Annotated in this window: 23 protein-coding genes; 10 read left to right on the top strand and 13 right to left on the bottom strand. The window is 69.7% G+C overall.

Features of this window, described 5'->3' with window-relative positions; genetic code table 11:
* The first annotated feature begins 164 nt into the window (after nucleotides 1-164).
* From AB0B85_RS28880 to AB0B85_RS28860, 5 genes are all read left to right on the top strand, one after another.
* A complete protein-coding gene (locus AB0B85_RS28880) occupies nucleotides 165-1,139 on the top strand; it encodes an ABC transporter substrate-binding protein (RefSeq protein WP_357412117.1) in 975 nt (324 codons plus the stop codon).
* A 71-nt stretch (nucleotides 1,140-1,210) separates the two neighbouring features.
* Nucleotides 1,211-2,011: an ABC transporter permease gene (locus AB0B85_RS28875; RefSeq protein WP_357412116.1), complete on the top strand. Its 801-nt coding sequence runs from the start codon at nucleotides 1,211-1,213 to the stop codon at nucleotides 2,009-2,011.
* The gene (locus AB0B85_RS28870) at nucleotides 2,008-2,832 is read left to right on the top strand and encodes an ABC transporter permease (RefSeq protein WP_357412115.1); all 825 of its coding nucleotides are present in this window, start codon (nucleotides 2,008-2,010) and stop codon (nucleotides 2,830-2,832) included. Before AB0B85_RS28875 ends, AB0B85_RS28870 begins: the two co-directional genes overlap by 4 nt.
* Nucleotides 2,825-3,637 carry an ABC transporter ATP-binding protein gene (locus AB0B85_RS28865; protein ID WP_357412114.1) on the top strand — a complete coding sequence of 271 codons (813 nt, stop codon included), beginning with the start codon at nucleotides 2,825-2,827 and terminating at the stop codon, nucleotides 3,635-3,637. Before AB0B85_RS28870 ends, AB0B85_RS28865 begins: the two co-directional genes overlap by 8 nt.
* A gap of 39 nt (nucleotides 3,638-3,676) precedes the next feature.
* A complete protein-coding gene (locus AB0B85_RS28860) occupies nucleotides 3,677-4,564 on the top strand; it encodes a PaaX family transcriptional regulator C-terminal domain-containing protein (protein ID WP_357412113.1) in 888 nt (295 codons plus the stop codon).
* Here the strand turns inward: AB0B85_RS28860 and AB0B85_RS28855 are convergent.
* From AB0B85_RS28855 to AB0B85_RS28815, 9 genes are all read right to left on the bottom strand, one after another.
* Nucleotides 4,488-6,014, bottom strand: a complete 1,527-nt coding sequence (locus AB0B85_RS28855) for a long-chain fatty acid--CoA ligase (RefSeq protein ID WP_357412112.1) — start codon at nucleotides 6,012-6,014, stop codon at nucleotides 4,488-4,490. The genes AB0B85_RS28860 and AB0B85_RS28855 overlap by 77 nt on opposite strands.
* Nucleotides 6,015-6,073: 59 nt before the next feature.
* On the bottom strand, nucleotides 6,074-6,526 hold the full coding sequence (locus AB0B85_RS28850; RefSeq protein ID WP_357412111.1) for a MaoC family dehydratase: 453 nt from the start codon (nucleotides 6,524-6,526) through the stop codon (nucleotides 6,074-6,076).
* Between the two features lie 17 nt (nucleotides 6,527-6,543).
* Nucleotides 6,544-7,425, bottom strand: coding sequence for an amidohydrolase family protein (locus AB0B85_RS28845; protein ID WP_357412110.1), 882 nt, complete (start codon nucleotides 7,423-7,425; stop codon nucleotides 6,544-6,546).
* 37 nt (nucleotides 7,426-7,462) lie between these two features.
* Entirely contained in the window at nucleotides 7,463-8,389 is a 927-nt protein-coding gene (locus AB0B85_RS28840; RefSeq protein WP_357412109.1) for an SDR family NAD(P)-dependent oxidoreductase, read from the bottom strand.
* A gap of 112 nt (nucleotides 8,390-8,501) precedes the next feature.
* Nucleotides 8,502-9,263, bottom strand: coding sequence for an IclR family transcriptional regulator (locus tag AB0B85_RS28835; protein ID WP_357412108.1), 762 nt, complete (start codon nucleotides 9,261-9,263; stop codon nucleotides 8,502-8,504).
* Nucleotides 9,264-9,293: 30 nt separating this feature from the next.
* Nucleotides 9,294-10,247 (bottom strand): PDR/VanB family oxidoreductase, encoded by a 954-nt coding sequence (locus AB0B85_RS28830; RefSeq protein WP_357412107.1) that lies wholly within the window; start codon nucleotides 10,245-10,247, stop codon nucleotides 9,294-9,296.
* A complete protein-coding gene (locus AB0B85_RS28825) occupies nucleotides 10,244-10,462 on the bottom strand; it encodes a hypothetical protein (RefSeq protein ID WP_357412106.1) in 219 nt (72 codons plus the stop codon). The genes AB0B85_RS28830 and AB0B85_RS28825 overlap by 4 nt, the downstream gene beginning before the upstream one ends.
* Nucleotides 10,459-11,502 carry an aromatic ring-hydroxylating dioxygenase subunit alpha gene (locus AB0B85_RS28820; protein WP_357412105.1) on the bottom strand — a complete coding sequence of 348 codons (1,044 nt, stop codon included), beginning with the start codon at nucleotides 11,500-11,502 and terminating at the stop codon, nucleotides 10,459-10,461. Before AB0B85_RS28820 ends, AB0B85_RS28825 begins: the two co-directional genes overlap by 4 nt.
* 444 nt (nucleotides 11,503-11,946) lie before the next feature.
* Nucleotides 11,947-12,990, bottom strand: coding sequence for a PQQ-binding-like beta-propeller repeat protein (locus AB0B85_RS28815; protein WP_357412139.1), 1,044 nt, complete (start codon nucleotides 12,988-12,990; stop codon nucleotides 11,947-11,949).
* Nucleotides 12,991-12,993: 3 nt separating this feature from the next.
* On the opposite strand from AB0B85_RS28815, the gene AB0B85_RS28810 reads away from it, so the two are divergent.
* Together AB0B85_RS28810 and AB0B85_RS28805 are read left to right on the top strand one after the other, a co-directional pair.
* On the top strand, nucleotides 12,994-13,197 hold the full coding sequence (locus AB0B85_RS28810) for a hypothetical protein (protein WP_357412104.1): 204 nt from the start codon (nucleotides 12,994-12,996) through the stop codon (nucleotides 13,195-13,197).
* 155 nt (nucleotides 13,198-13,352) lie between these two features.
* Nucleotides 13,353-14,282, top strand: a complete 930-nt coding sequence (locus AB0B85_RS28805; RefSeq protein ID WP_357412103.1) for an FAD-dependent oxidoreductase — start codon at nucleotides 13,353-13,355, stop codon at nucleotides 14,280-14,282.
* Nucleotides 14,283-14,844: 562 nt separating this feature from the next.
* On the opposite strand, the gene AB0B85_RS28800 is transcribed toward AB0B85_RS28805, so the two are convergent.
* Entirely contained in the window at nucleotides 14,845-15,252 is a 408-nt protein-coding gene (locus tag AB0B85_RS28800; RefSeq protein WP_357412102.1) for a nitroreductase family deazaflavin-dependent oxidoreductase, read from the bottom strand.
* A 223-nt stretch (nucleotides 15,253-15,475) separates the two neighbouring features.
* On the opposite strand from AB0B85_RS28800, the gene AB0B85_RS28795 reads away from it, so the two are divergent.
* The gene (locus AB0B85_RS28795) at nucleotides 15,476-16,069 is read left to right on the top strand and encodes a DUF4240 domain-containing protein (RefSeq protein WP_357412101.1); all 594 of its coding nucleotides are present in this window, start codon (nucleotides 15,476-15,478) and stop codon (nucleotides 16,067-16,069) included.
* A gap of 219 nt (nucleotides 16,070-16,288) precedes the next feature.
* Here the strand turns inward: AB0B85_RS28795 and AB0B85_RS28790 are convergent, their stop codons facing one another.
* Together AB0B85_RS28790 and AB0B85_RS28785 are read right to left on the bottom strand one after the other, a co-directional pair.
* Complete coding sequence (locus AB0B85_RS28790; protein WP_357412100.1) at nucleotides 16,289-16,444, bottom strand: hypothetical protein; 156 nt, start codon at nucleotides 16,442-16,444, stop codon at nucleotides 16,289-16,291.
* A 61-nt stretch (nucleotides 16,445-16,505) separates the two neighbouring features.
* Nucleotides 16,506-17,009, bottom strand: coding sequence for a hypothetical protein (locus tag AB0B85_RS28785; RefSeq protein WP_357412099.1), 504 nt, complete (start codon nucleotides 17,007-17,009; stop codon nucleotides 16,506-16,508).
* Nucleotides 17,010-17,353: 344 nt separating this feature from the next.
* On the opposite strand from AB0B85_RS28785, the gene AB0B85_RS28780 reads away from it, so the two are divergent.
* Both AB0B85_RS28780 and AB0B85_RS28775 read left to right on the top strand, forming a co-directional pair.
* The gene (locus AB0B85_RS28780; protein ID WP_357412098.1) at nucleotides 17,354-18,265 is read left to right on the top strand and encodes a LysR family transcriptional regulator; all 912 of its coding nucleotides are present in this window, start codon (nucleotides 17,354-17,356) and stop codon (nucleotides 18,263-18,265) included.
* Nucleotides 18,262-19,182 carry a serine hydrolase gene (locus tag AB0B85_RS28775; RefSeq protein WP_357412097.1) on the top strand — a complete coding sequence of 307 codons (921 nt, stop codon included), beginning with the start codon at nucleotides 18,262-18,264 and terminating at the stop codon, nucleotides 19,180-19,182. The genes AB0B85_RS28780 and AB0B85_RS28775 overlap by 4 nt, the downstream gene beginning before the upstream one ends.
* 183 nt (nucleotides 19,183-19,365) lie before the next feature.
* On the opposite strand, the gene bla is transcribed toward AB0B85_RS28775, so the two are convergent.
* Complete coding sequence (gene bla / locus AB0B85_RS28770; RefSeq protein WP_357412096.1) at nucleotides 19,366-20,271, bottom strand: class A beta-lactamase; 906 nt, start codon at nucleotides 20,269-20,271, stop codon at nucleotides 19,366-19,368.
* Nucleotides 20,272-20,336 lie beyond the last annotated feature (65 nt).

Below are 20,336 nucleotides of genomic sequence, written 5' to 3'. Positions count from 1 at the left end.
TATTCATGACGGGCGTCAGAAATTCTTGACTTTCAATACCGGGGTGACTGACCATGGCCAACACAGCGGCGTGCGCCCCCACGCAGCGGTAGTTCGCCTGCAGATCCGAGGCATCCGCCGACTTCCGACGCACCCACCACCCCCGCCCAGGAAGGGCCTCGTCAATGAAGAAGGTAATGGCTCTCGGGCTGATCGCCGCCACCGCGATCGCCCTCACCGGATGCACCGACTCCGACGCGTCCAACCCGTCCGACCAGACCTCGGGCGACCTGCGCAAGGTTCGGGTCGCGGCGCTGCCCATCACCGAGACCGCCGCGCTCTGGGGCGGCATCAAGGCGGGTATCTTCGCCGAGCGCGGGCTCCAGGTCGAGGTGCTGCCCGCCCAGGGCGGCGCGCAGGCCATTCCCGCGCTCATGAACGGCGACATCGACTTCGCTATCGGCCAGCCCTTCGGCCCGTTCCGGGCCGACCTGCGGGATCTCGGCGTCGTCATCATCGGCAACTACGCCTCCTCTTACGCCGACGGCGACGACATCAACGCCGTGGTGGCCTCGGCGAGGTCCGGCATCAAGCGACCGGCCGACCTCGCGGGCAAGCGGGTAGCGGTCAACAGCCTGGGCGCCGCCGGCGACGTGACGATCATGGCAGCGGTGGAGAAGGACGGCGGCGACCCGTCGAAAATCAACTTCGTCGAGGTCGCCTTCCCGGACACCCCGGCCCAACTCCAATCCGGCAACATCGACGCCGCCTGGGTGCCGGAGCCGTTCGTCACCCAACTGAAGAGCCGCGGCGACACCTTCATCGTCGCGCCCTACCAGGCGGTGGTGCCCGGCCTGGCCACGCTCACCACCATCACCACAAAGGAACGCACCGAGAAGGACGCCAAACTGGTCGAGGACTTCACCGCGGCGATGAAGAAGACGTTGGAATGGGCCAAGGACCCTGCCAACGAGGCGGCGCTGCGGCAGGCCATCAAGGACAACCTGGAGCTGCCGCCGCCGGTGGCCGAGTCGGTGCGGCTGCCGGCGTTCGGTTGGGAGGTCGACAGGTCGAGCCTGCAGACGCTCGCCGAACTCGCGCAGAAGTACAAGGTTCTCGACAAGCAACCCAACCTCGACCGTCTCATCCAGCAGCAGTAGCTGGCGCGGTCCCGCCCTCCCCGCCCCCGGACCGGGGAGGGCTTCGCCGCCCGCCTGACGACGGGAGTGACATGCGCGTGTTCCCCACCCGACGCCTGCGCGCCTTACGCAAAGCGATGCTGGGCGTCGTCGGCCTTACCGGGTTCCTCGTCGTCTGGCAGCTGATCCCGACGCTGGGCCTGATCAACCCGCTGTACCTGCCGTACGTGACGGACGTGCTGGCGCGGCTGTTCGAGCAGCTCGTCGACCTCGCGTTCTGGCGACGGCTGGGCAGCACCATGACGTCCTGGGCGATCGGCCTGACGGTGGCGACCGTCGCCGCCGTCGTCCTCGGCACTGTGGTCGGGTTGGTGCCGTTCCTGCGGCGCGCGACGCACACGATTGTCGAGTTCCTGCGACCGATCCCGTCGGTCGCCCTCATCCCACTCGCCGTCCTGATGTTCGGCATCCAGCGGCAGGCCGCCCTCGTCATCATCGTCTACGCGTCGTTCTGGCAGGTGTTCGTGCAGGTGATCTACGGCGTCGCCGACGTCGACGCGGTGGCTCGCGACACCGCCCGCAGTTTCGGTCTGACCCGGCGGGAGCAGTTGTCGCACCTCGTCCTGCCCACCACCCTGCCGTACCTCATGACGGGCCTGCGCCTAGCGGCCGCTGTCGCGCTCATCCTCGCCATCACCGCGGAGATGGTGATCGGTAACCCCGGTCTCGGGCGCATGATCGAGCTGTCCCGGTCCGCCGGGGACGCCACCGGCCTGTACGCGCTGGTGGTGGTCACCGGCCTGCTCGGGCTCACTGTGAACATCGTCTTCCGGTTCATCGAGCGTCGGTTGCTGTCGTGGCACCAGTCGGTACGAGGAGAGGAGCCGTTGTGACCGCGTACACCGGGCGGATCGCCACCCCGGCACGCCGCCGGAGGGTCGGATCCCGGATCGCGGCGAGCCTGCTCTACCCGCTGGGGCTGCCGACGCTGCTGCTGGTGCTCTGGGGTCTGGTGGCGACGAGGACGACGAGTCGGTTCTTCCCCGACCCGTTGACCATCGCCGAAGCCTTCCGGGAAACCTGGGTCGGCCCGGCGTTCGTCGAGGACGTGCTGCCCAGCCTCGCCCGCCTCGGCCTCGGTGTCGCCGGGTCGATAGTGCTCGGCATCGCCGCCGGTACCGTCATCGGCCTGACCCGCTGGTTGCGCGAACTCCTCGAACCGCTGCTGGAGTTCCTCCGGGCCATCCCGCCGCCGGTGCTGATCCCGGTGGTGATGCTCCTGCTCGGGATCACCGACACCATGAAGGTCGTCGTGATCGCCTCCGGCGCGGTCTGGCCGATCCTGCTGAACACGATCGAGGGTGTCCGGGGGACGGACAGCGTCATGACGGAGACCGCGGAATCGTTCCAGGTCACCTGGTGGGAGCGGCTCTGGTTCCTCGTGCTCCCGGCCGCCAGCCCACGGATCATGGCCGGGGTCCGGCAGGCCCTCTCGGTAGCGCTGATCCTGATGGTCATCTCCGAGATGTTCGCCTCCTCCTCCGGCCTCGGCTACCGGATCGCCTACTTCCAGCGCAACTACCTGATCGCCGAGATGTGGAGCGGCATCCTCCTGCTCGGGCTCGTCGGCGTCCTCCTCGCCGTAGCTTTCGGCCTCGTCGAACGGCGCGTGCTGCGCTGGTACCACGGAATCAGGGAGGTCAACCGTGCCTGATCGGAGCGCCCTGCTGCGGGTGGAGCACCTACGGAAGGTCTACGAGTCACCGACGGGGGACGTCGAGGCGATCGGGGACATCAGCTTCACCATGGACGCCGGTGAGCTCGTCTGCATCGTCGGGCCGTCCGGTTGTGGCAAGACCACACTGCTGAAGTGCCTCGCCGGCCTGCTGCGGCCCACCGGCGGCGTGGTCGAGATGGACGGCTCGCCGGTGACCGGGCCCAGCCCGGCGATGGCCGTCGTGTTCCAGGAGTACGGTCGCAGCCTCTACCCCTGGCTGACGGTGCGCGGGAACGTCGAGTTGCCACTGCGGCACAAGAAACTCACCCGCGCGGCCCGGAACAAGCTGGTCGTCGACGCTCTTGAAGCGGTGGGCCTCGCGCACGCCGCGCGAAGCCACCCGTGGCAGCTCTCCGGGGGGATGCAACAGCGGGTGGCGATCGCGCGGGCGATCGCGTACCAGCCCGACGTCCTGATCATGGACGAACCGTTCGCCGCCGTGGACGCGCAGACCCGGGCCGACCTGGAGGACCTGGTCCGCGAGCTGCACGCCAGCCGCACCATCTCGGTTGTCTTCGTCACCCACGACATCGACGAGTCGGTGTATCTCGGTCAGCGGGTTCTAGTATTGTCCACGTCGCCGACCTGGGTCCAGGAGGACCTCGCGATCGACCTGCCGCCGGAGCGCGATCAGATCACGACCCGCGCTCTGCCCCGTTTCACGGAACTGCGGACGCACGTCTACGACCAGATCCAGCGGGCCAAGCGCGGGCAGGCTGTGGCCCCGCGATCCGCGCGGTGATCGGCGGGCAGGCCAGCGAGTTCGCCGAAGGGAAGCACTGTGGGTAGTCGTCAGCCGAAGCAGTTGTTGCTCGCCTTCTTCGGCGAGCACGTCGTCGACGCCGCCACGGGACCCATCCGGGCGAGCGCCCTGATCAACGTGCTGGAAGGCGCCGACGTCGCCGCGCCGGCCACCCGCGCGACCCTCGACCGTCTCGTACACAGCGGCATCCTCGCCCGCAGGAGGAGCGGCCGGGAGACGCTCTTCTCACTCACCGAGCACGGGGCCGCGGTGTTGCGCGAGGCGACGTGCCGCGTTCGCGGGCCGCGGCCGTTCGACCCGCAGGGCAGCGGGTGGACCCTTGTCACCTTCTCGATCCCGGAGGGCCAGCGGATGCTGCGGCACCGGCTGCGTTCGACCCTCACCTGGGAGGGCTTCGCGCCGCTGCGGGACGGGCTCTGGCTGGCGCCCGGCGAGGTCGACCTCGCCGGGTCGTTGGAGCGGCTGCGGCAGGACCTCGCGCCCAACACAGTGGTCGCCTTCCACGCCCGCGAACTCGCCGGCTTCCCGATCGGCGAGAGCGTGCGCGCTGCCTGGGACATCGAGGCGATCCGACGCGCGCACCTCGCCTTCATCGAGGTGTGGGACGACCCGTCCGCACTGACGATGGCGCCGAGCGCGCTGACCGTACGAACCATGCTCGTGGCGGACTGGCTCGCGCTGCTGCGCGCCGACCCGAGGCTGCCGGCCGAGTTCATGGACGCGGAATGGCCCGCCGCGAGATCGGTGCGGACCTACCGCCGGATGCACGACGAGCTGGCCGAGGCGTCCGCTGCGGAATTCGCCGAACTCGTCGCGGCCCGGCCGGCGACTAGGCGCCGAACCGGGTCCGCAGATCGGCCTTCCGCACCTTCCCCGACGCCGTCCGCGGCAACTCGTCCACGATGACGACGTTCTTCGGGAGCTTGTAGCGCGCGATCCTGCCGTCCAGGCGGGCCCGCACGGTGGCGGTGTCCACGGACGCCCCCTCCCGGACTGTCACGATCGCCCACGGCACCTCCCCCCAACGCTCGTCCGGCACGCCGATGACCGCCGCCGAGGTCACCCCGTCGACCTCGGTGAGCAGCTGCTCGACTTCGAGCGGGTAGATGTTCTCGCCCCCCGAAATGATCATGTCTTTGAGGCGGCCGGAGATGTAGAGGTACCCGTCGGCGTCCAGGTGGCCGAGGTCGCCGGAGCGGAACCACCCGTCGGCAGTGAACGCCTCGGCGGTCGCCTCGGGCAACCCGTGGTAGCCGGGGAAGACGTTGGGACCGGCCACCTCGATCTCACCGACAGCGCCCGCGGGCAGCACCGCACCTGCCGCATCGGTGATCCGCACGTCGGTGAAGAAGTGCGGCAGGCCGACACTGCCCTGCTTGACGCGGGTCATCGTGGGCGGCAGCGCGGTGGCGCCCGGCGCGGCCTCGGTCATTCCGTAACCCTGGGAGAACGACAGGCCCCGCGCCTCGTACGCGTTGAGGATGCGGGCCGGCACCGCCGAACCTCCGCAGGTGAGCTTCGTCAACGTCGACAGGTCGGTCGACGCCCAGGCAGGATGGTCGGCCAGCAGCTGGTAGGTGGTCGGCACGCCGCTGAGCATGGTGACCCCGTGCCGCTCGATCTGCGCGAGCGCGCGGCCCGGCTCGAAGCCCCTCTCGATGACCATCGTGGCGCCCTTGAGGATGACGGGCAGGGCACCCATCCCGAGCGAGGCGACGTGGAACAGCGGCGAGATCATCAGGGCGACGTCGGTGGAGACGACGTCATAGTCGACAACACAGTTGAGCGCCACCCAGGTGAGGTTGCCGTGGGTCAGCACCGCACCCTTGGCCCGGCCGGTCGTACCCGAGGTGTAGATGATCGCCGCCGGATCCTCGTGGGCGGTGTCGGCGTGGTCGGTGAACGGGGTGACGGCGGCCCGGGCCAGGTGGGCCAGCCCGGGCCGGTCCGCGCTGCCCGCACCGTTGACGATGACGTACGGGGTCCCGGCGGTCGCCGCGGCGGAGGCCACCGGCACCGCGAAGTCCGGGTCGTGGATCAGCACCCGCGCGGCACAGTCGGCGAGAACGTAGCCGATCTCGGGTGCGGCGAGCCGGGTGTTGACCGGCACGAAGACCGCCCCGAGCTGCGCCGCCCCGAACATCACCTGGAGGAGTTCCGGGCTGTTCTCGCCCAGGTAGGCAACGGAGTCGCCGTTGCCGACACCCCGCTCCCGCAGCACCGCCGAGATCCGGTCCGCGGCGTCGGCGAACTGGCGGTACGTCATGGGCGACCGGTCGCCGTGGATGATCGCGATCTGGTCCGGGGACTTGAGCCGGCGCTTGGCCAACCAGGCGCCAATTCCGTGCTGGTGCATCATCAATCTCCTGGGGGTGGAGGTGGTGTGCTCACCCGGCTCGACGGATGCCCCCGGGATCAGGCGTAGAAGCGGTACAGCCCGCGCGCGACGACCGCCGGCTTGGCCCCTCCCTCGATCTCGATCGTCTGGTCGACGGCGAGCTGGTAGCCGCCGCGGACCTCGACGACCTCGACGACAGTGGCCCGCATCCGCACCCGCGCTCCGACCACTACCGGGGCGGGGAAGCGCACCTTGTCGAGGCCGTAGTTCACCTTCGTGGTCACGCCCTTGACCTCGAGCAGTTCGGTCCAGAAGGGAACCGCCAGGGAGAGGGTGAGGAAGCCGTGCGCGATCGGTGCGCCGAACGGGCCGGTCCTCGCCCGCTCCGGGTCGACGTGGATCCACTGGTGGTCGTCCGTGGCGTCCGCGAACAGGTCCACCTGGTCCTGGGTGACAGTGCGGTACCCGGTGTGGCCGAGATCGGTGCCGGCGAGGTCACCGAGCTGGTCGTAGGTGATGGTCGTCGTCATGGCGTTTCCTCTCGTCGTCACCGGGCCAGGCCCAGCAGTCGGGCCGCGTTGTCCTTCAGGATGCCCGGGAGCACGTCCGGCTTGAGGTCGGTGGCCTGCACGTCGCGAAGCCACCGGTCCGGGGTGAGCATCGGGAAGTCGGTGCCGAAGAGCACCCGCCGCTTCAGCAGCGAGTTCGCGTAGCGCACCAGCTCGGCCGGGAAGTACTTCGGGCTCCAGCCGGACAGGTCGATCCAGGTGTTGTGCTTGTGCGTGGCCACCGACAACGCCTCGTCCTGCCAGGGCACCGACGGGTGGGCCATGATGATCTGGAGGTCGGGGAAGTCGGCAGCGATCGGGTCGAGCAGGATCGGGTTCGACAGGCCGAGGCGCAGGCCGTAGCCGCCCGGCGTACCCGCGCCGATGCCGGTCTGCCCCGTGTGGAAGAGCGCCGGGAGGCCGGCCCGTTCCAGCAGGCCCCACAGCGGCGCGTACTCGTCGTGGCTGGGGTCGAAGCCCTGCACCGTGGGGTGGAACTTGAAGCCGCGTACGCCCTCCTCCCGGATCAACCGGTCGGCGAGTTCGACCGCCGCTCCCCCGGTGCGCGGGTCGACCGACCCGAACGGGATGAGCACGTCGGCGTGCTCGGCCGCCGCGCGGGCAATGTCGCTGCTCGACAGCGGCTGATGCTTCAGTTGGGTACGCGCGTCCACTGTGAAGACGACCGCCGCCATGTGCCGCTCGCGGTAGTACCGCGCCACGGCGTCGACCGCGGGCCGTGGGCCGTCGGTCTTGAAGTACGCCGACGCCGCTGCCACCAGCGGTTCGGGCAGTGAGGTGTGACCGTGGTCGTCGACCTCGATGTGCACGTGCATGTCGATCGCCGTGACGTCGTCGAGGTCGATCGCGGGCTGGTACATGGGGGCCAACCTCCGTCGGGCGGTCGGGGCGGGCGGGTCAGGACGGCGCTGTCTCGAACTCCTCGGGGAGTTTCGGGAATCGTTCACCGACACTCTGCGCGGCACCGGCGAACGTCGTCGGCCAGGCCTCCACCAGCGCGTCGTACGTCCAGCCGCCTTCGCGGTGCGCGGTCAGCGCCGCCTCCGGGTGGGTCCAGATCTGCAGGCGGTCCCCGCCGACACCGATCACCTGACCGGTCACCGAGGCCGCCGCGTCGGAACCGAGGAACGCGACAAGCCCGGCCACGTCGTCCGCCGTGCCGAATCCCAGTTCGTGTCGGAAGAACGCGGGCATCGGCTCGCCGTTCGCCTCGGCCCGCACCGCCGCCGCGAAGTAGGGAACGGTGGCGGTCATCGCGGTCGCGGCGACCGGGACGACGGCGTTGGCGGTGATGCCGGCCCGCTTCAGCTCCAGCGCCCAGGTCCGGACCATGCCGACGATGCCCGCCTTGGCGGCCGCGTAGTTGGTCTGGCCGAAGGTGCCCCGCTGCCCGGTGGGCGATCCGACGCAGATGATCCGACCACCCTCGCCGGCCTGCCGCATGTGCTGCACCGCCTCGCGCACCGTGGTGAACGTGCCACGCAGGTGCACGTTGATGACGGTGTCGAAGTCGTCGTCGCTCATCTTCCACAGCACCGTGTCGCGCAGCACGCCGGCGTTGGTGACGAGGATGTCCAGCCGTCCGAAGTGCTCGACAGCCGTGCTGACGAGTTCCTTCGCGGTCTCGGTCGGGCCGACCGGTGCGACCACCGCGACGGCCCGACCTCCCGACGTTTCGATAGTCGCCACGGCGTCGGCGGTGGCCTCGGCGTCGACGTCGTTGAGCACTACCGAGGCGCCCCGCCGCGCCAACTCCTGCGCGTAGGCGAGGCCGAGACCCCGCGCGGCGCCGGTGACGATGGCGACTTTGCCGTCCAGTGACATGAGTGCTCCCGTTCGTCGATGCCGGTCCGCGCACGAGGGTGGGGAGTAACACGCGCACCAGCAACGTAATGCAGAATTTGATCGGGCGTCAACGATCCGCAGTCTGTCTACATCAGACGGCTGGGCGGGTGGAGTTGCTCAGCGCCCGGGAGACCACCCGGCCGGCGGCCTGGACCAGCGGCGCCAACGCCACCGGGTCCGCCCGGTCGTGGGCAACCACAAGCGAGATCGCCGCCACCACACCCTCCGGTACGCGGATCGGCGCGGCCACCGAGAGGGCGTCCATGGTGACCTGACGGTCGCTCACCGCGTAGCCGACCCGTCGTACCTCGGCGAGGCAGCGACGCAGCCGTTTCGGGTCGGTGATGGTCAGTTCGGTGTACCGCTCCAGCGGCGCGGCCAGCACCTGCTCTTGGACCTCGGCGGGTGCGTGGGCGAGCAGGACCAGCCCGACGCCGGTCGCGTGCAGCGCGAAGCGACCCCCCACCCGGGTGAGCACGGGCACCGCGTGTCGCCCGGCGATCCGTTCGATGAAGACGAGTTCGAGATCCTGCCGGACCGCGAGCTGGACGTTCTCGTGGGTCACCTCGTACAGGTCCTCCATCACCGGCAGGGCCAGCTCCCGCAGCCCCAGGCCCCTGGGTGCGAGCGAGCCCACCTCCCACAGCCGCAGACCGATCCGGTACCGCCCGTCGTCGCCACGCTCCAGTGCCCCCCACGCGACCAGCTCCGCGGCCCGCCGGTACACGGTGGGCAGTGGCATTCCGGTGCGACGCGCCAGCTCGCTCAGGGTCAACGCCGGGGTGGCCGGGCTGAACGCGTCGAGCAACGCCAGCACCTTGCTCGTCACCGACCGTCCCGCTTCTGCGCGCACCCCGTCATCATCCCCGCTTACGCCGGGCGCTCACAGCTCCAGCACGAGTCGGGGCGTACGGGCCCGGGAGACGCAGATCATCATGGTGTCCCCGGCGGCCCGCTCCTCGGCGGTGAGCAGGCTGTCGCGATGCTCCGGCACACCGGCGAGCACCGGCGTCTCGCAGGTGCCGCAGGTGCCCTCCCGGCAGGACGAGAGGACCTGGACCCCGGCCTCCTCCACCGCTTGCAGGATCGGCGTGCCCGGCGGCACTGTCACCGTCCGCCCGGAGAGCGTGAGTTCGACCTCGATCGTCGTCTCCGGCGCGCCGGTGTCGCCACTGGCGGTGAAACGCTCGACGTGCAGGCAGCCCGTTGGCCAGTCGCGGCAGTGCTCCTCGACCGCCGTGATCAGTGGTTCCGGGCCGCAGCAGTAGACGAGCCCGGTGCCGGGCCGGCCCAGCAACCCGGCCAGGTCGAGCAGGCCGGTCTCGTCCTGCGGGTGCAGGCTCACCCGGTCGCCGTACCTTTCCCGCAGGGCGGTGGCGAAGGCCATTGTGGCGTGGCTGCGTCCGCCGTACACCAGCCGCCAGTCGGCGCCCGCGGCGTCGGCCGCGGCGACCATCGGTGCGATGGGGGTGATACCGATGCCGCCGGCGATGAAGAGGTAGCGGCGTGCCGCGAGCAGCGGGAAGGTGTTGCGTGGCCCGCTCACCCGGACGGTCGCGCCGACGGTGAGCCGCTCGTGCGCCAGCCGGGAGCCGCCACGCCCGTTCGGTTCGCGCTGCACCGCGATCCGCAGGACGGACCGCTCCGCCGGGTCACCGCAGAGGGAGTACTGACGGGCCAGCCCGGCGTCCAACTCCAGGTCGATGTGCGCGCCCGGGGTCCACTCGGGCAGCTCACCGCCGTCCGCGCGACAGAGGCGGATCGCCACCACCTCCGCCGCCACCTGATCACGACCGGCGACCACCAGCTCGACACCGGTCAGCACGTCCACAGTCACTCGCGCATCGCCAGCCGCCTCGCCGGTCCGGGCACCGGCCCGGCCGCACCCTTGTGGTCCTGCGGGTGGCCGAGCAGCCACTCCCACAACTCGACAGGCTCCTCGGTGCGACGCTCGGCCCCGCAGTGACAGATCCCGCGCAGAATGTCGGTGCCCGGCACCCAGTGGATCCGGTAGACCCGGTCCCCGGTGCGGGAGCCTGCCCCGGAGCTCATCGCGCCGCTCCCACCGTCCCCGACCCGACCATCCGCGCCAGCAGCCGCCGGGCGGCCAGGCCACCGGTGTCGATGTTGATGCTCAACTCCTGATACCGGTCCGGCTCGGTCGCGATCACCTGCTCCAGGATGTTGAGGGCTGTCACGTCCTGCATGACAACTGTGTGATTACTGTGGTGGAGGTACTCGCTGACCGACTCGTCGTCGATCGCGAAGTCCCGCGCCACCGCCCAGAAGTCATAGGTGGTGTGCTCCGTCGACGGGGTGATGGCGTACACGATCTCGGCGTGGAACGCTTCGCGGTCCTCACCCTCGGCGGGCGGGTAGACACCCTGCGGCGCGATCCGGCTGTGCAGCAGGTAGAGGCAGGGCGGGTGGTACTCGATGTCCTGCCACCGGGTGATCCGGCCCTGGATGCCGGTGGAGCGCGCGTAGAACGGCGGGCACTCGGCGTCGTCCATGTGCCGACTGACGTAGACGATCCCCCGGTCCTCGTCCACAGCGGTGGTGATCGGGGTGTTCGCCACCTCCGGCGTGCCGATGTAACCGCCGTGCAGATAGGTCTCGTGGGACAGATCCAGAAGGTTGTCGACCAGCAGGCCGTACCGTGCGTTCAGTGGCGCCATGCCCCGCACCACCGCGTAGCGCGGGTCGGCCAGCCACGGTGCGCGGGGAATCGCAGCCGGATCGGCCCGGTCCAGGTCGCCGATCCAGACCCAGATGAAGGAGTCCTGTTCGACCACCGGGAAGGAGACCACCCGCGCGGTGCGCGGGATGCGTTGTTGACCGGGTACGAAGACGCAGGCGCCGGTCGGATCGTAGGTGAAGCCGTGGTAGCCGCAGACGATCGTGTCGCCGTCGAGCCGGCTCTCCGACAGCGGGAAGCGCCGGTGTACGCACCGGTCAGCGAGCGCCACCGCCTGCCCGGCGTTGGTGCGGTACAGCACCAGCGGCTCACCGAGCACCGTCCGGGCGAGCAGGTTCCGGCCCACCTCACCGCCGTAGGCGGCCACATACCACTGGTTACGCGCGAATGCCATGCGACCGGACCTCCATGCCGACGGACGTCGATGGAGCCGGATCGTCCCGTGCGGTGTCCCCACTGGGGAACCGGAGCTTTCACTGAGTGAAAGGCCGGGCTGTCGCACGTGACGGTGTGGCTGCCGTACCGGCGGCACGGCAGCCACACCGGGGCGTCTGGGGGCACACGAGCCATAGCCGGGGCAGCCCGTCAGCCAATCCCGAGGTGAATCGGTGGGGTTATCGTGTCGGACGTGAACCTCGGCAGTGCTCCGCACAGGTAGCAACGGCAGCGCAACCAGGAATTTGCCGGACAGCGGCAAAAGCAGACGGTGATCACGACTGCCTCATCGTCGCCGCCGACCGACCCAGAGGGCATCGAACCTCACAAGCACATGTGGCTCGCCTCGCGTGCGGTGTCGACGGCACCTCCGTGCGACGCTCGTCTGCCGCATTCGGTGCGGTCAGCCAGGAACCGAGAGGGCTGTCGTCGGCGTGGTCGAGATGTCGATCGTGGTGAGGTGGCCTTTGCCGATGGTGTGTACCAGAAATCGACCGTCAGGAAGTAGCCGATCGATGCGTGCTGGCAGTCGCACGCAAGCGGCGATCTCCCCGGCCCGGTTCACCATGATGAGTTGGTTCCCGGCGCGGGCGAAGAGTGCGCCGCCGGAGACGGGGACGCCCCCACTGGTAGCACCGTGCGGGAGATGCGTCACCTCTGTACAGGCACTGCGATCGAGGTCGATGATCGTGACGCCGGTGTCGTCGGCCAGCCAGAGCGTCCGGCCGGTGAGGAGCGGTGGCAGCGGTGGCAGGTCACGGTCGTGGCGCCACAGGATCTCCATGCCGCTGGCGGGATGCAGGGCCATGACGGTGCGCCTACCGCTGAGGAAGACGATGCGGCCGTCCTGGCTGGGGCTGAAGGCGACGCCGGAGTCGGGAAAGCGCACCGGCGCTGGCAGCGACCACTCACGTTTGGTAACGCCGGTCCGAGCGTCCAACAGCAGCAGTGCTGCCTGTTTGGCAGTCGCGATGAGCATCGCGTCGGCCGTGCCGCCCCGATCCGGGTCCATTCGGACGGGCAGCGGCCAGGCCAGGCTGCTGTCCGACGCGGGTCCCGGGAACGGGCCCGGAAGAAGCTCGCCGTTCGCCAGATCCACCCGCATCAGCGGACGGTAGCCGCGCCACCCGCCCAGGAAAGCGACGGATCCGCTAACGCTGACGTAGTGGCGCAGGCGCAGTCTCGGTGCCGACCACGTCCGCTGCCCGCTGTGCAGGTCGAAGCAATGTAGGACACCAGCCTGACTCAGGTAGAGACAGCGGTCCCCCGCGACAACAGTGGTGCCCCAGCAGTCCTCAACGTTCTGCGCCCATAACGGCGCTCCGGTTTGAGGGTCCAGGCGAACCAACCGCGAGTGTCGCTCCGCTACGACGAGCGCACCGGACGCGACGGCCAACGCCCCCGGGCTCGAACGCAGGTGCAGAAGCCGTGACCACAGCACCTTCATCGGTTGATCCACGAGCCTAGTGTCGCGCACGAGCCCACGATCGAGATCCGGCAGCTGATCATCGACCACATCACCCGCCGGCAGGGTGAAACCGAAGACGTCACCCGCGAGGGCCTGGCCCGCGCGCTGGCCGGGCTGTTCTGGTCGACCATCGAGAAGGTCGCACCCGGGCAGCGGGATCTAGGGCTACCGCATACGCATCCGTGATAGCCCAACGACCCGCTGGCACGCTGCCCTCCAGCCGACCCGTGAGGAGTCCGCGGGTCGAGCCTCGCCCTGTGAAGTGGTTTACCTCACATCCTGTCAGCGCCGTCGGTGACGCGGTGTCTTGAGGCCGAACCCCTTGAGACGGAGGAGCGGCGATGAGTGGGAAGACTGATGTGGTCGTGATCGGCGGCGGGTACGCCGGTGTCATGGCAGCCAATCGCCTGACGCAGCGCGACGATGTGGCCGTCACGTTGATCAATCCTCGCCCGACGTTCGTCGAACGGATTCGCCTGCACCAGGTGGTGGGCGGGTCCGACGGCGCGGTCGTCGACTACCGGGAGGTCCTGGCCGGGGGCGTCCGGCTGGTGGTCGACACGGTGACCCGGATCGACGCGGCCGGGCGCAGCGTGACGTTGGCGGCCGGCGGCACGGTCGCCTACGACTACCTGGTGTATGCGGTGGGCAGTGGCAGCACCGGCCCGGACGTGCCCGGAGCGGCCGAGTTCGCCTACCCGATTGCCAGCCTGGAGCAGGCGCAGCGGCTGCGGTCGGTCGTCGCCGCCGCGTCGACGACGGCCCCGGTGACGGTGGTCGGCGCGGGTCCGACCGGCATCGAGACCGCCGCGGAGTTGGCGGAGGCGGGCCGTACCGTGACCCTGGTCTGCGGCGAGGTGCTGGGCCCGTATCTGCACGCGCGGGGCCGGCGCTCGGTCGCCAAGCGGCTGGCCAGGCTTGGTGTGACAGTGCTCGACGTGCCAGCCATCTCTCGCTTCTTCCCGAGCGGGGGAGGTCTCTACAAGAGCCGGGGCGGCTCAACCAGCCGATGGTGGCCCGATCCTTCACCACGGCCCCATACGACCGAGCAGCCCCGCTTCGGCTGGGGCGGGCAGTGTCTGCCCCCCAGCCGCCGTACCCGGGGATGTCAGGCAGCAGCGTCCCGGTCAGCGGAAGTGCGGCCCCGCCTCACCACGACACCGCGCAGCGCCCTCACAAATAACCAGAGAACAGCCAGGAGCACCGGCAGGACGGCCCACGATCGCCAGCTTCTTTCGGCGAGAACGTCGGGCGTGCGGATACCGGTGTAGAGAAGCATCAGACCGGCGATGAGCAGTCGCCTCCACGGGTTGGACTGTTTCACCATGCCCAGCTCCGTCGGTAGGAGACGCCGCGACACGAGGACCGCGACAGCCCGCGGGTCCACTGGTTGAGCTTGGCGCACATGCCGTTGTATCTTCTCGCTCCCCAGTCGTGGGTACGGTCACGCCAGAATCGGCCTGCCTGCCGTCTTGAGATTGTCACAGTCGCCGCCGATGGTAGCGGCGAAGTCGGCCTTGTAGCCTTCGCTACCAATTCACGAGCCGCACTTGCGCCAGTTGCTCCGGCATCTCTTCCAGCCGATCCTGGCCACCCGCCTGCTGACCTTCCAGCCGGCCTTCCCCAGGCAAACCCCATAGCGGTCACCTTCGCACAAGGAGCCCCTCCACCCACTCTGACCTGCGAGAGCGTGGAGCCGCCGGCAGGGTGGGGGCAGTAACACGCCAACGGACCCCAGGACGTCCGCTCATCGGTATGAGCGGACGCCGCCCTACTGCCTGTGGATCAGCGGCGCGGCTCGCACCGGCGACCAATAAGGTGTGCCATCTCTGCCTACGGCACAGGTTCCAGTACGACGACTGGGATCTGGCGGGTGGTCTTCTGCTCGTAGTCGGCGAAGCCTGGATACGCGGCCTTCTGGGCGCTCCAGATCCGTTCCCGCTCGTTGCCGGTGGCAACTCTGGCGACCAACTCGACCTTGTCCGTGCCGATTTCCGCCTGTGCCTGCGGGTGAGCGAGCAGGTTGTAGTACCAGTCGGGATTGGCGGGCGCACCGCCCTTGGACGCGAACACGGCGTAGCCGTGGTCCAGCTTCTGGTACATCATCGGGTTCACGCGAGGCTGGCCGCTCTTGGCACCGACAGTGTGCAACAGCAGCAGCGGCGCGCCAGCGAACTGACCGCCGACCTGCCCACCGTTAGCGCGAAACTCAGTGATGATCTTGTCGTTCCAGTCGCTCATGCCTTCTCCTTGCCTCCGCGCACCGACTCAAACGTGATTCTGACAGTCTCAACCGGGGCGTGACACCGCGAGCACCACGTACCAACAATCCACCTGTGGCAGCGCGTGACGCTCGGCGGCATGAGCCGATGCCAGGGTCAGGAATGCCTTGGCGCTGCTCGCGACTGGTGCCCGGGTCGACAGGCATGAGTTGTGTCGGTCCTCAGTGGGAGACTCTCGCGCCGTGGACGTTGACGAGTTTTGGGCGGTCGTGGAGTCGGCCGGGGCGGGTCTCGACGGGCGGACCGGCGACGACGGTGAGGCCGTTGCCGCAGCGCTGGTGACGCGATTGGCCGCAACATCACCGGAGGGCATCCTCGAGTTCCAGGAGCTGTTCGATCAGCTCCATGACGCCCTCTATCGCTGGGACGTGTGGGCGGCTGCGTACCTGATCGGCGGAGGATGCTCGGACGACAGCTTCATCGATTTCCGGGCGGGAGTCATCGCGCTCGGGCGCGAGTGGTACGAACGAGTCCTAGCTTCTCCCGACGGACTGGCTGACCATCCCGTGGTACGACAAGCGGCGGCCGAGGAAGACGACGGCGCGCTGTTCGCCGAGTCGGTGAACTACGTCGCCAGCGAGGCCTACGAGCAGGCCACGGGTGGCGACGACGATGCCTTCTACGACGCGATGAAGGCCCGCCAACACGTCACGGTCAGCATCGACGAAGCGCACGTTCCCGACATGGGTGAGGACTTCGACTTCGACAACGATGACGAGATGCGGCGTCGGCTACCCCGACTGGCTGAGCTGTTCCTCGACCCTGGCGAGAATTGATCTCGGCAGCTGCGCCACGGTGCTTGGAGACGGCGCGGCCAAGCCAGGACAGGATCCTTTCGTGGTAAGCCCTTACCTCTGTCGTCGGTGGAACAAATCGCGGGGCGACGGGTTCGGCATCTGGGGGCTACGCGACGTACTACCTCGGGACCGTGGAGGACGGCCGGCCGGTGCGCCAGCTTGAGGTGTACGACCCGGGGCCCAATCCTCATCCTAGGGCTACCTCAGAAAGTGGAAGCGCTGGTATCCGTAGACGCGGACCTGTCCGACGAGGACGCCGAAGGCGACGGTGTCGGCAACGGCGGGATCGTCGGGGCGGGCCGGCCGGACCTGGGGGTGATACTCGCGGGCGCAGCCGCTCAGCGCGACGGTCACGATGGCCGTCCAGGAGCGAGCCGCCGTCGGCGGCGAGTCGGGTGAGGCGTGTTCGGTGGTGTCATGACCGGACGCTGGGCCAGTGCGGCCAGGCCTGCCGGAGCTGCGGCGGCGTGTCGGCGGTGCGCAGCCATATCCGTAGCCGGTACACGTCGGCGGAGTCGTCGTCGCCAGCCTCCGGGAAACGGGCGGACACCCGCAGCCGGCACGGGCCGGCCTTGGTGAGGCGGACGCTGCCGTCTTCTATCTCGCCGGTCGTGATGAATAGCTCCAGCTTCCCGCTCGGCACGTCGATGTCGATGTCGACTTCGTGATCCCAGTCGTGTCGGTCGTCCGGCGGCTCGTCGGCCCATTCCTCGACGGTGAATGGTGTGCCGCTGCTGTCCGCGCGGGGAGTCACGATGTTCACGATGCCGTCGGCGGCGCCCACGAAGCGCCCGAATTCGACTGCGTCGTCCCACGAGTCGTCGAGGCCTGCCAGGTCGCCGCCTCCTGCGTCGCTGACCAGCACCTGGCCGTGTTGCACGCAGACCAACGCGCGATGTACCGCGAGTGGCACTGCCATGCCAATCAATGTACCTCCGTGATCATTTCTGATGCTCACCCGCCCCGAGATTGTGGTTTCGGTACGGCCGCGTCCACCATCCCAACCACGCCGTCCTGACCCGTCGGCTGCAGGCCTACCTACGCTGGCGCAACGCCAACGCCCGCCACCCCGACGTTTTGGCCGCCCAACGCCGCGAACGCGCCCGCATCGAACGCCAACGACACTGAGGCCACCCCGCCACCCGAGCAGCCTGACCCCGACACCGTCAACGTTCGTGGTCATGGCACTAGGACCGACCGACGAACGATGCCCATCTTGATCCCTGTGGCCCTGTCCATGTGTTCCGTGTATAGATTCGGTGGATGGACATCGTCGCCGCGTGTCGGGCCTTCGTCGCCGTCAGCGGCCACGGCAGCTTCACCTCCGGTGCCGCCGCAGCGAGGATCCCCCAGTCGGTGGCCAGCCGCCGCATCGCCGCCCTGGAGGAGCACTTCGGGTCGCGGCTGTTCGATCGGACCTCCCGCGCGGTCCGGCTGACCCCCTTCGGGCAGGACATGCTGCCGACGGCGCGACGCCTTGTCGACCTCGCCGACGCCATGGCCGACGACGCCGAGCGGGCCCGATTACGGCCGCTGCGGGTCGCCGTACCCGAGATCTGCCCGCCGCACCGCCTCGCCGCCCTGGTGGTCGCGGCCCGACGGCAGCGGATCCACCTGGAGGTGCGGCCGGCCGGCCCTCAGGAGCGCGAACGGCTCTGCCAGACGCTTGAGGTCGGCGCCGGGATCGTGGCGGTGCCGGAGGCGATGGCGCCCTGGCGGGTGCCGCTCGGGCTGGCCGCCCGGACTCCCTTCCCGGCGCCGACGGTGTTCCTGGAGACGTTGCGCAGCGGCCGGGCCCGCGCCCAGGCGCGCCGACGGATCCTGATTCAGCCCGAGGACGACGTCGCGCACCTACGGGACCCGCTGACCCGCGCCGGCCAGTCGGCCGGTCTGGCACCGGCCCAGGTGTCGGTCGCGCCATCCCTGGTCGACGCCGCCGCGGCGGCCCTCGGCTCCCCCGACCTGCTGCTCTGCTCCCGTCAGCAGGCCGAGGACTTCTCCCTGCACTGGTGCCCTCTCGCCGACCCACAGCTCCTGCGGGGTTACGACGTCGCCGCCGGCGTACGCGAGGATCTCGCCCACCTCCGCACCGTCCTGCACGCGGAGGTCGCGCGATGCCTGGGCGCGATCGGGTACGCCGCACCCGGCGCCCGCCCGACAGGAGATGCCGGATGAGCGCCACCGCCGTCGTACGCAACGCGCGTGACCTGCTGGATGAGGCAGGACTGCGGGGTGCCTTCCTCGTCCGCGACCTCGACACCGGCCAGGAGATCGGCTTCGACGCCGACACCCCGTACCCGTCGGCGTCGCTGGTCAAGGTGCCGCTGGCGGTCGCCGTCCTGGAGCGGGTCGGGCGCGGGGAACTCGACCCGGCGACGCCGGTCGACGTCGCGCCCGGTCGGATCACCACGCCCGGCCCGACCGGGCTCAGTCGCTTCCGCCATCCCGCGCGGGTCTCCGTGGACGACCTGCTCTACCTGAGCACCGCGGTCAGCGACGGGGTCGCCGCCGACGCCCTGTTCGACCTCGTCCCGCCGGCCGCGGTCGCCGCGGAGCTGCGGCGACTGCGGATCGAGGGCATCACCGTGCGGGGCCGGGTCGGCGACCTCGCCGAGACGCCGGCGGAACGCCTCGGCCCCGACGACGTGCACCTGGCGCATTCCCTCGCCATCGGCGCGGCGACCCCCGGGCAGGGCCATCCGGTCGCCCAGCTCGACGTCACCCGCGCCAACGCCGGGCCGGCGCGGGCCTTCGTCGACCTCCTGCACGCCCTGTGGCGGCCCTCGACGATCCACGAGAGCACCGCCGCCCGCGTACGCGCGCTGATGGCCGACAACCTGCACCGGCAGCGACTCGCACCCGACTTCACCTCCGACGCGTCCCGCTGGTCGTCCAAGACCGGCACCCTGCTGCACCTGCGACACGAGATGGGAGTGGTGGATCATGCCGACGGGCAGTCGTACGCGATAGTCGCCCTCACCGCCTCCCGGGTGCCCGCCGTCGCACAGCCCGGCAGCGAGGCGACGATGGCCCAGGTCGCCCGGAGCCTGCACGACCACCTGCGGACGGGCACCCTGCCCTGGTGGAGTTAGCGGGCGTAGCTGATGGTCCGGGCTCGCCGCTCGCACCTGGTGGCGAGCGCGGTCTTGCCGTCGACCGCGAGCAGGTAGCTCAGCTGCGGCGGTCCTCGTGCCTACGCAGGGGCATTCTGGGCAACCTCGATCCACACTGGTGCAGGAGGCGAGCCCGCCGCCTGAGGGCGGGTCGACAGGCCGTCACAACGCGGTGATGGCGACCTCGGCCGCCTGGGCGATCAGGGCGTCGTCGTAGTCGGCGTCCTTCTGGTCGCGGCTGGACAGCACCGCGAGGACGATCGGCGCACGGTCCGGGGGCCAGATCACCGCGATGTCGTTGCGGGTGCCGTAGCCACCGGCGCCGGTCTTGTCCCCCACGACCCAGCCGTCGGGCACACCGGCGCGGATCAGCTCACCGCCTGTGGTGTTGCCCTTCAACCAACCGGTGAGCACGTCGCGGTCCGCCGGTTCGAGGGCGTCTCCCACTGCGTACGCCCGCAGATCCTCGGCCAGGGCCGCCGCGGTGCTGGTGTCCCGCCGATCACCCGGCCTCGCCTCGTTGAGCTCGGTCTCGTAGCGCGCCGGATCGGTGACCTTGTCCCCCACCTCGCGCAGTTCCTTCTCGAACTTCTGCGGTCCGCCGAGCTGGCGCAACAGCAGGTTGCCGGCGGTGTTGTCGCTGTACCGCACCGCCGCGTCGGCGATGGCGCGCAGTGTCATGCCCTCGGCGACGTGCTGCTCCGTGATCGGCGAGTAGGTCACCAGGTCGTCCGCCGAGTACCGGACCACCCGGTCCATCTCGGCGTCGGTGGTCTCGTCGAGAACTTCGGCAGCGGCCAACGCCTTGAACGTCGACGTGTACGCGAACCGCTCGTCGGCCCGGTACCGCACGGTGCGACCGGTCCCGGTGTCGATCGCGTAGACCCCCAGCCGCGCATCGAACCTCTGCTCCAGTCGCCGGAACTCGGGGTTCGCGTCGGCGGTGGTGGACGCGGTGGCCGTCGCCGTACGGTCGGGTGTCGGTGGTTCGGCGGCGTCGGCAGGGCCGCAGGCGGCCACTGACACCACTGTCGCCACCGCCACCAGACGTCGTGTCGCCCAAATCATGATCGCTCCCTGTCGGTGCCGTGGGTCCGACGCCGGGCGGCGCCGGTCGGACAGGACTCCAACCT

Source organism: Micromonospora sp. NPDC049044 (assembly GCF_040649215.1).
GTDB lineage: Bacteria > Actinomycetota > Actinomycetes > Mycobacteriales > Micromonosporaceae > Micromonospora.
Note: the sequence above shows the minus strand (reverse complement) of the source record. Positions and strands in the feature narration are given on the sequence as shown.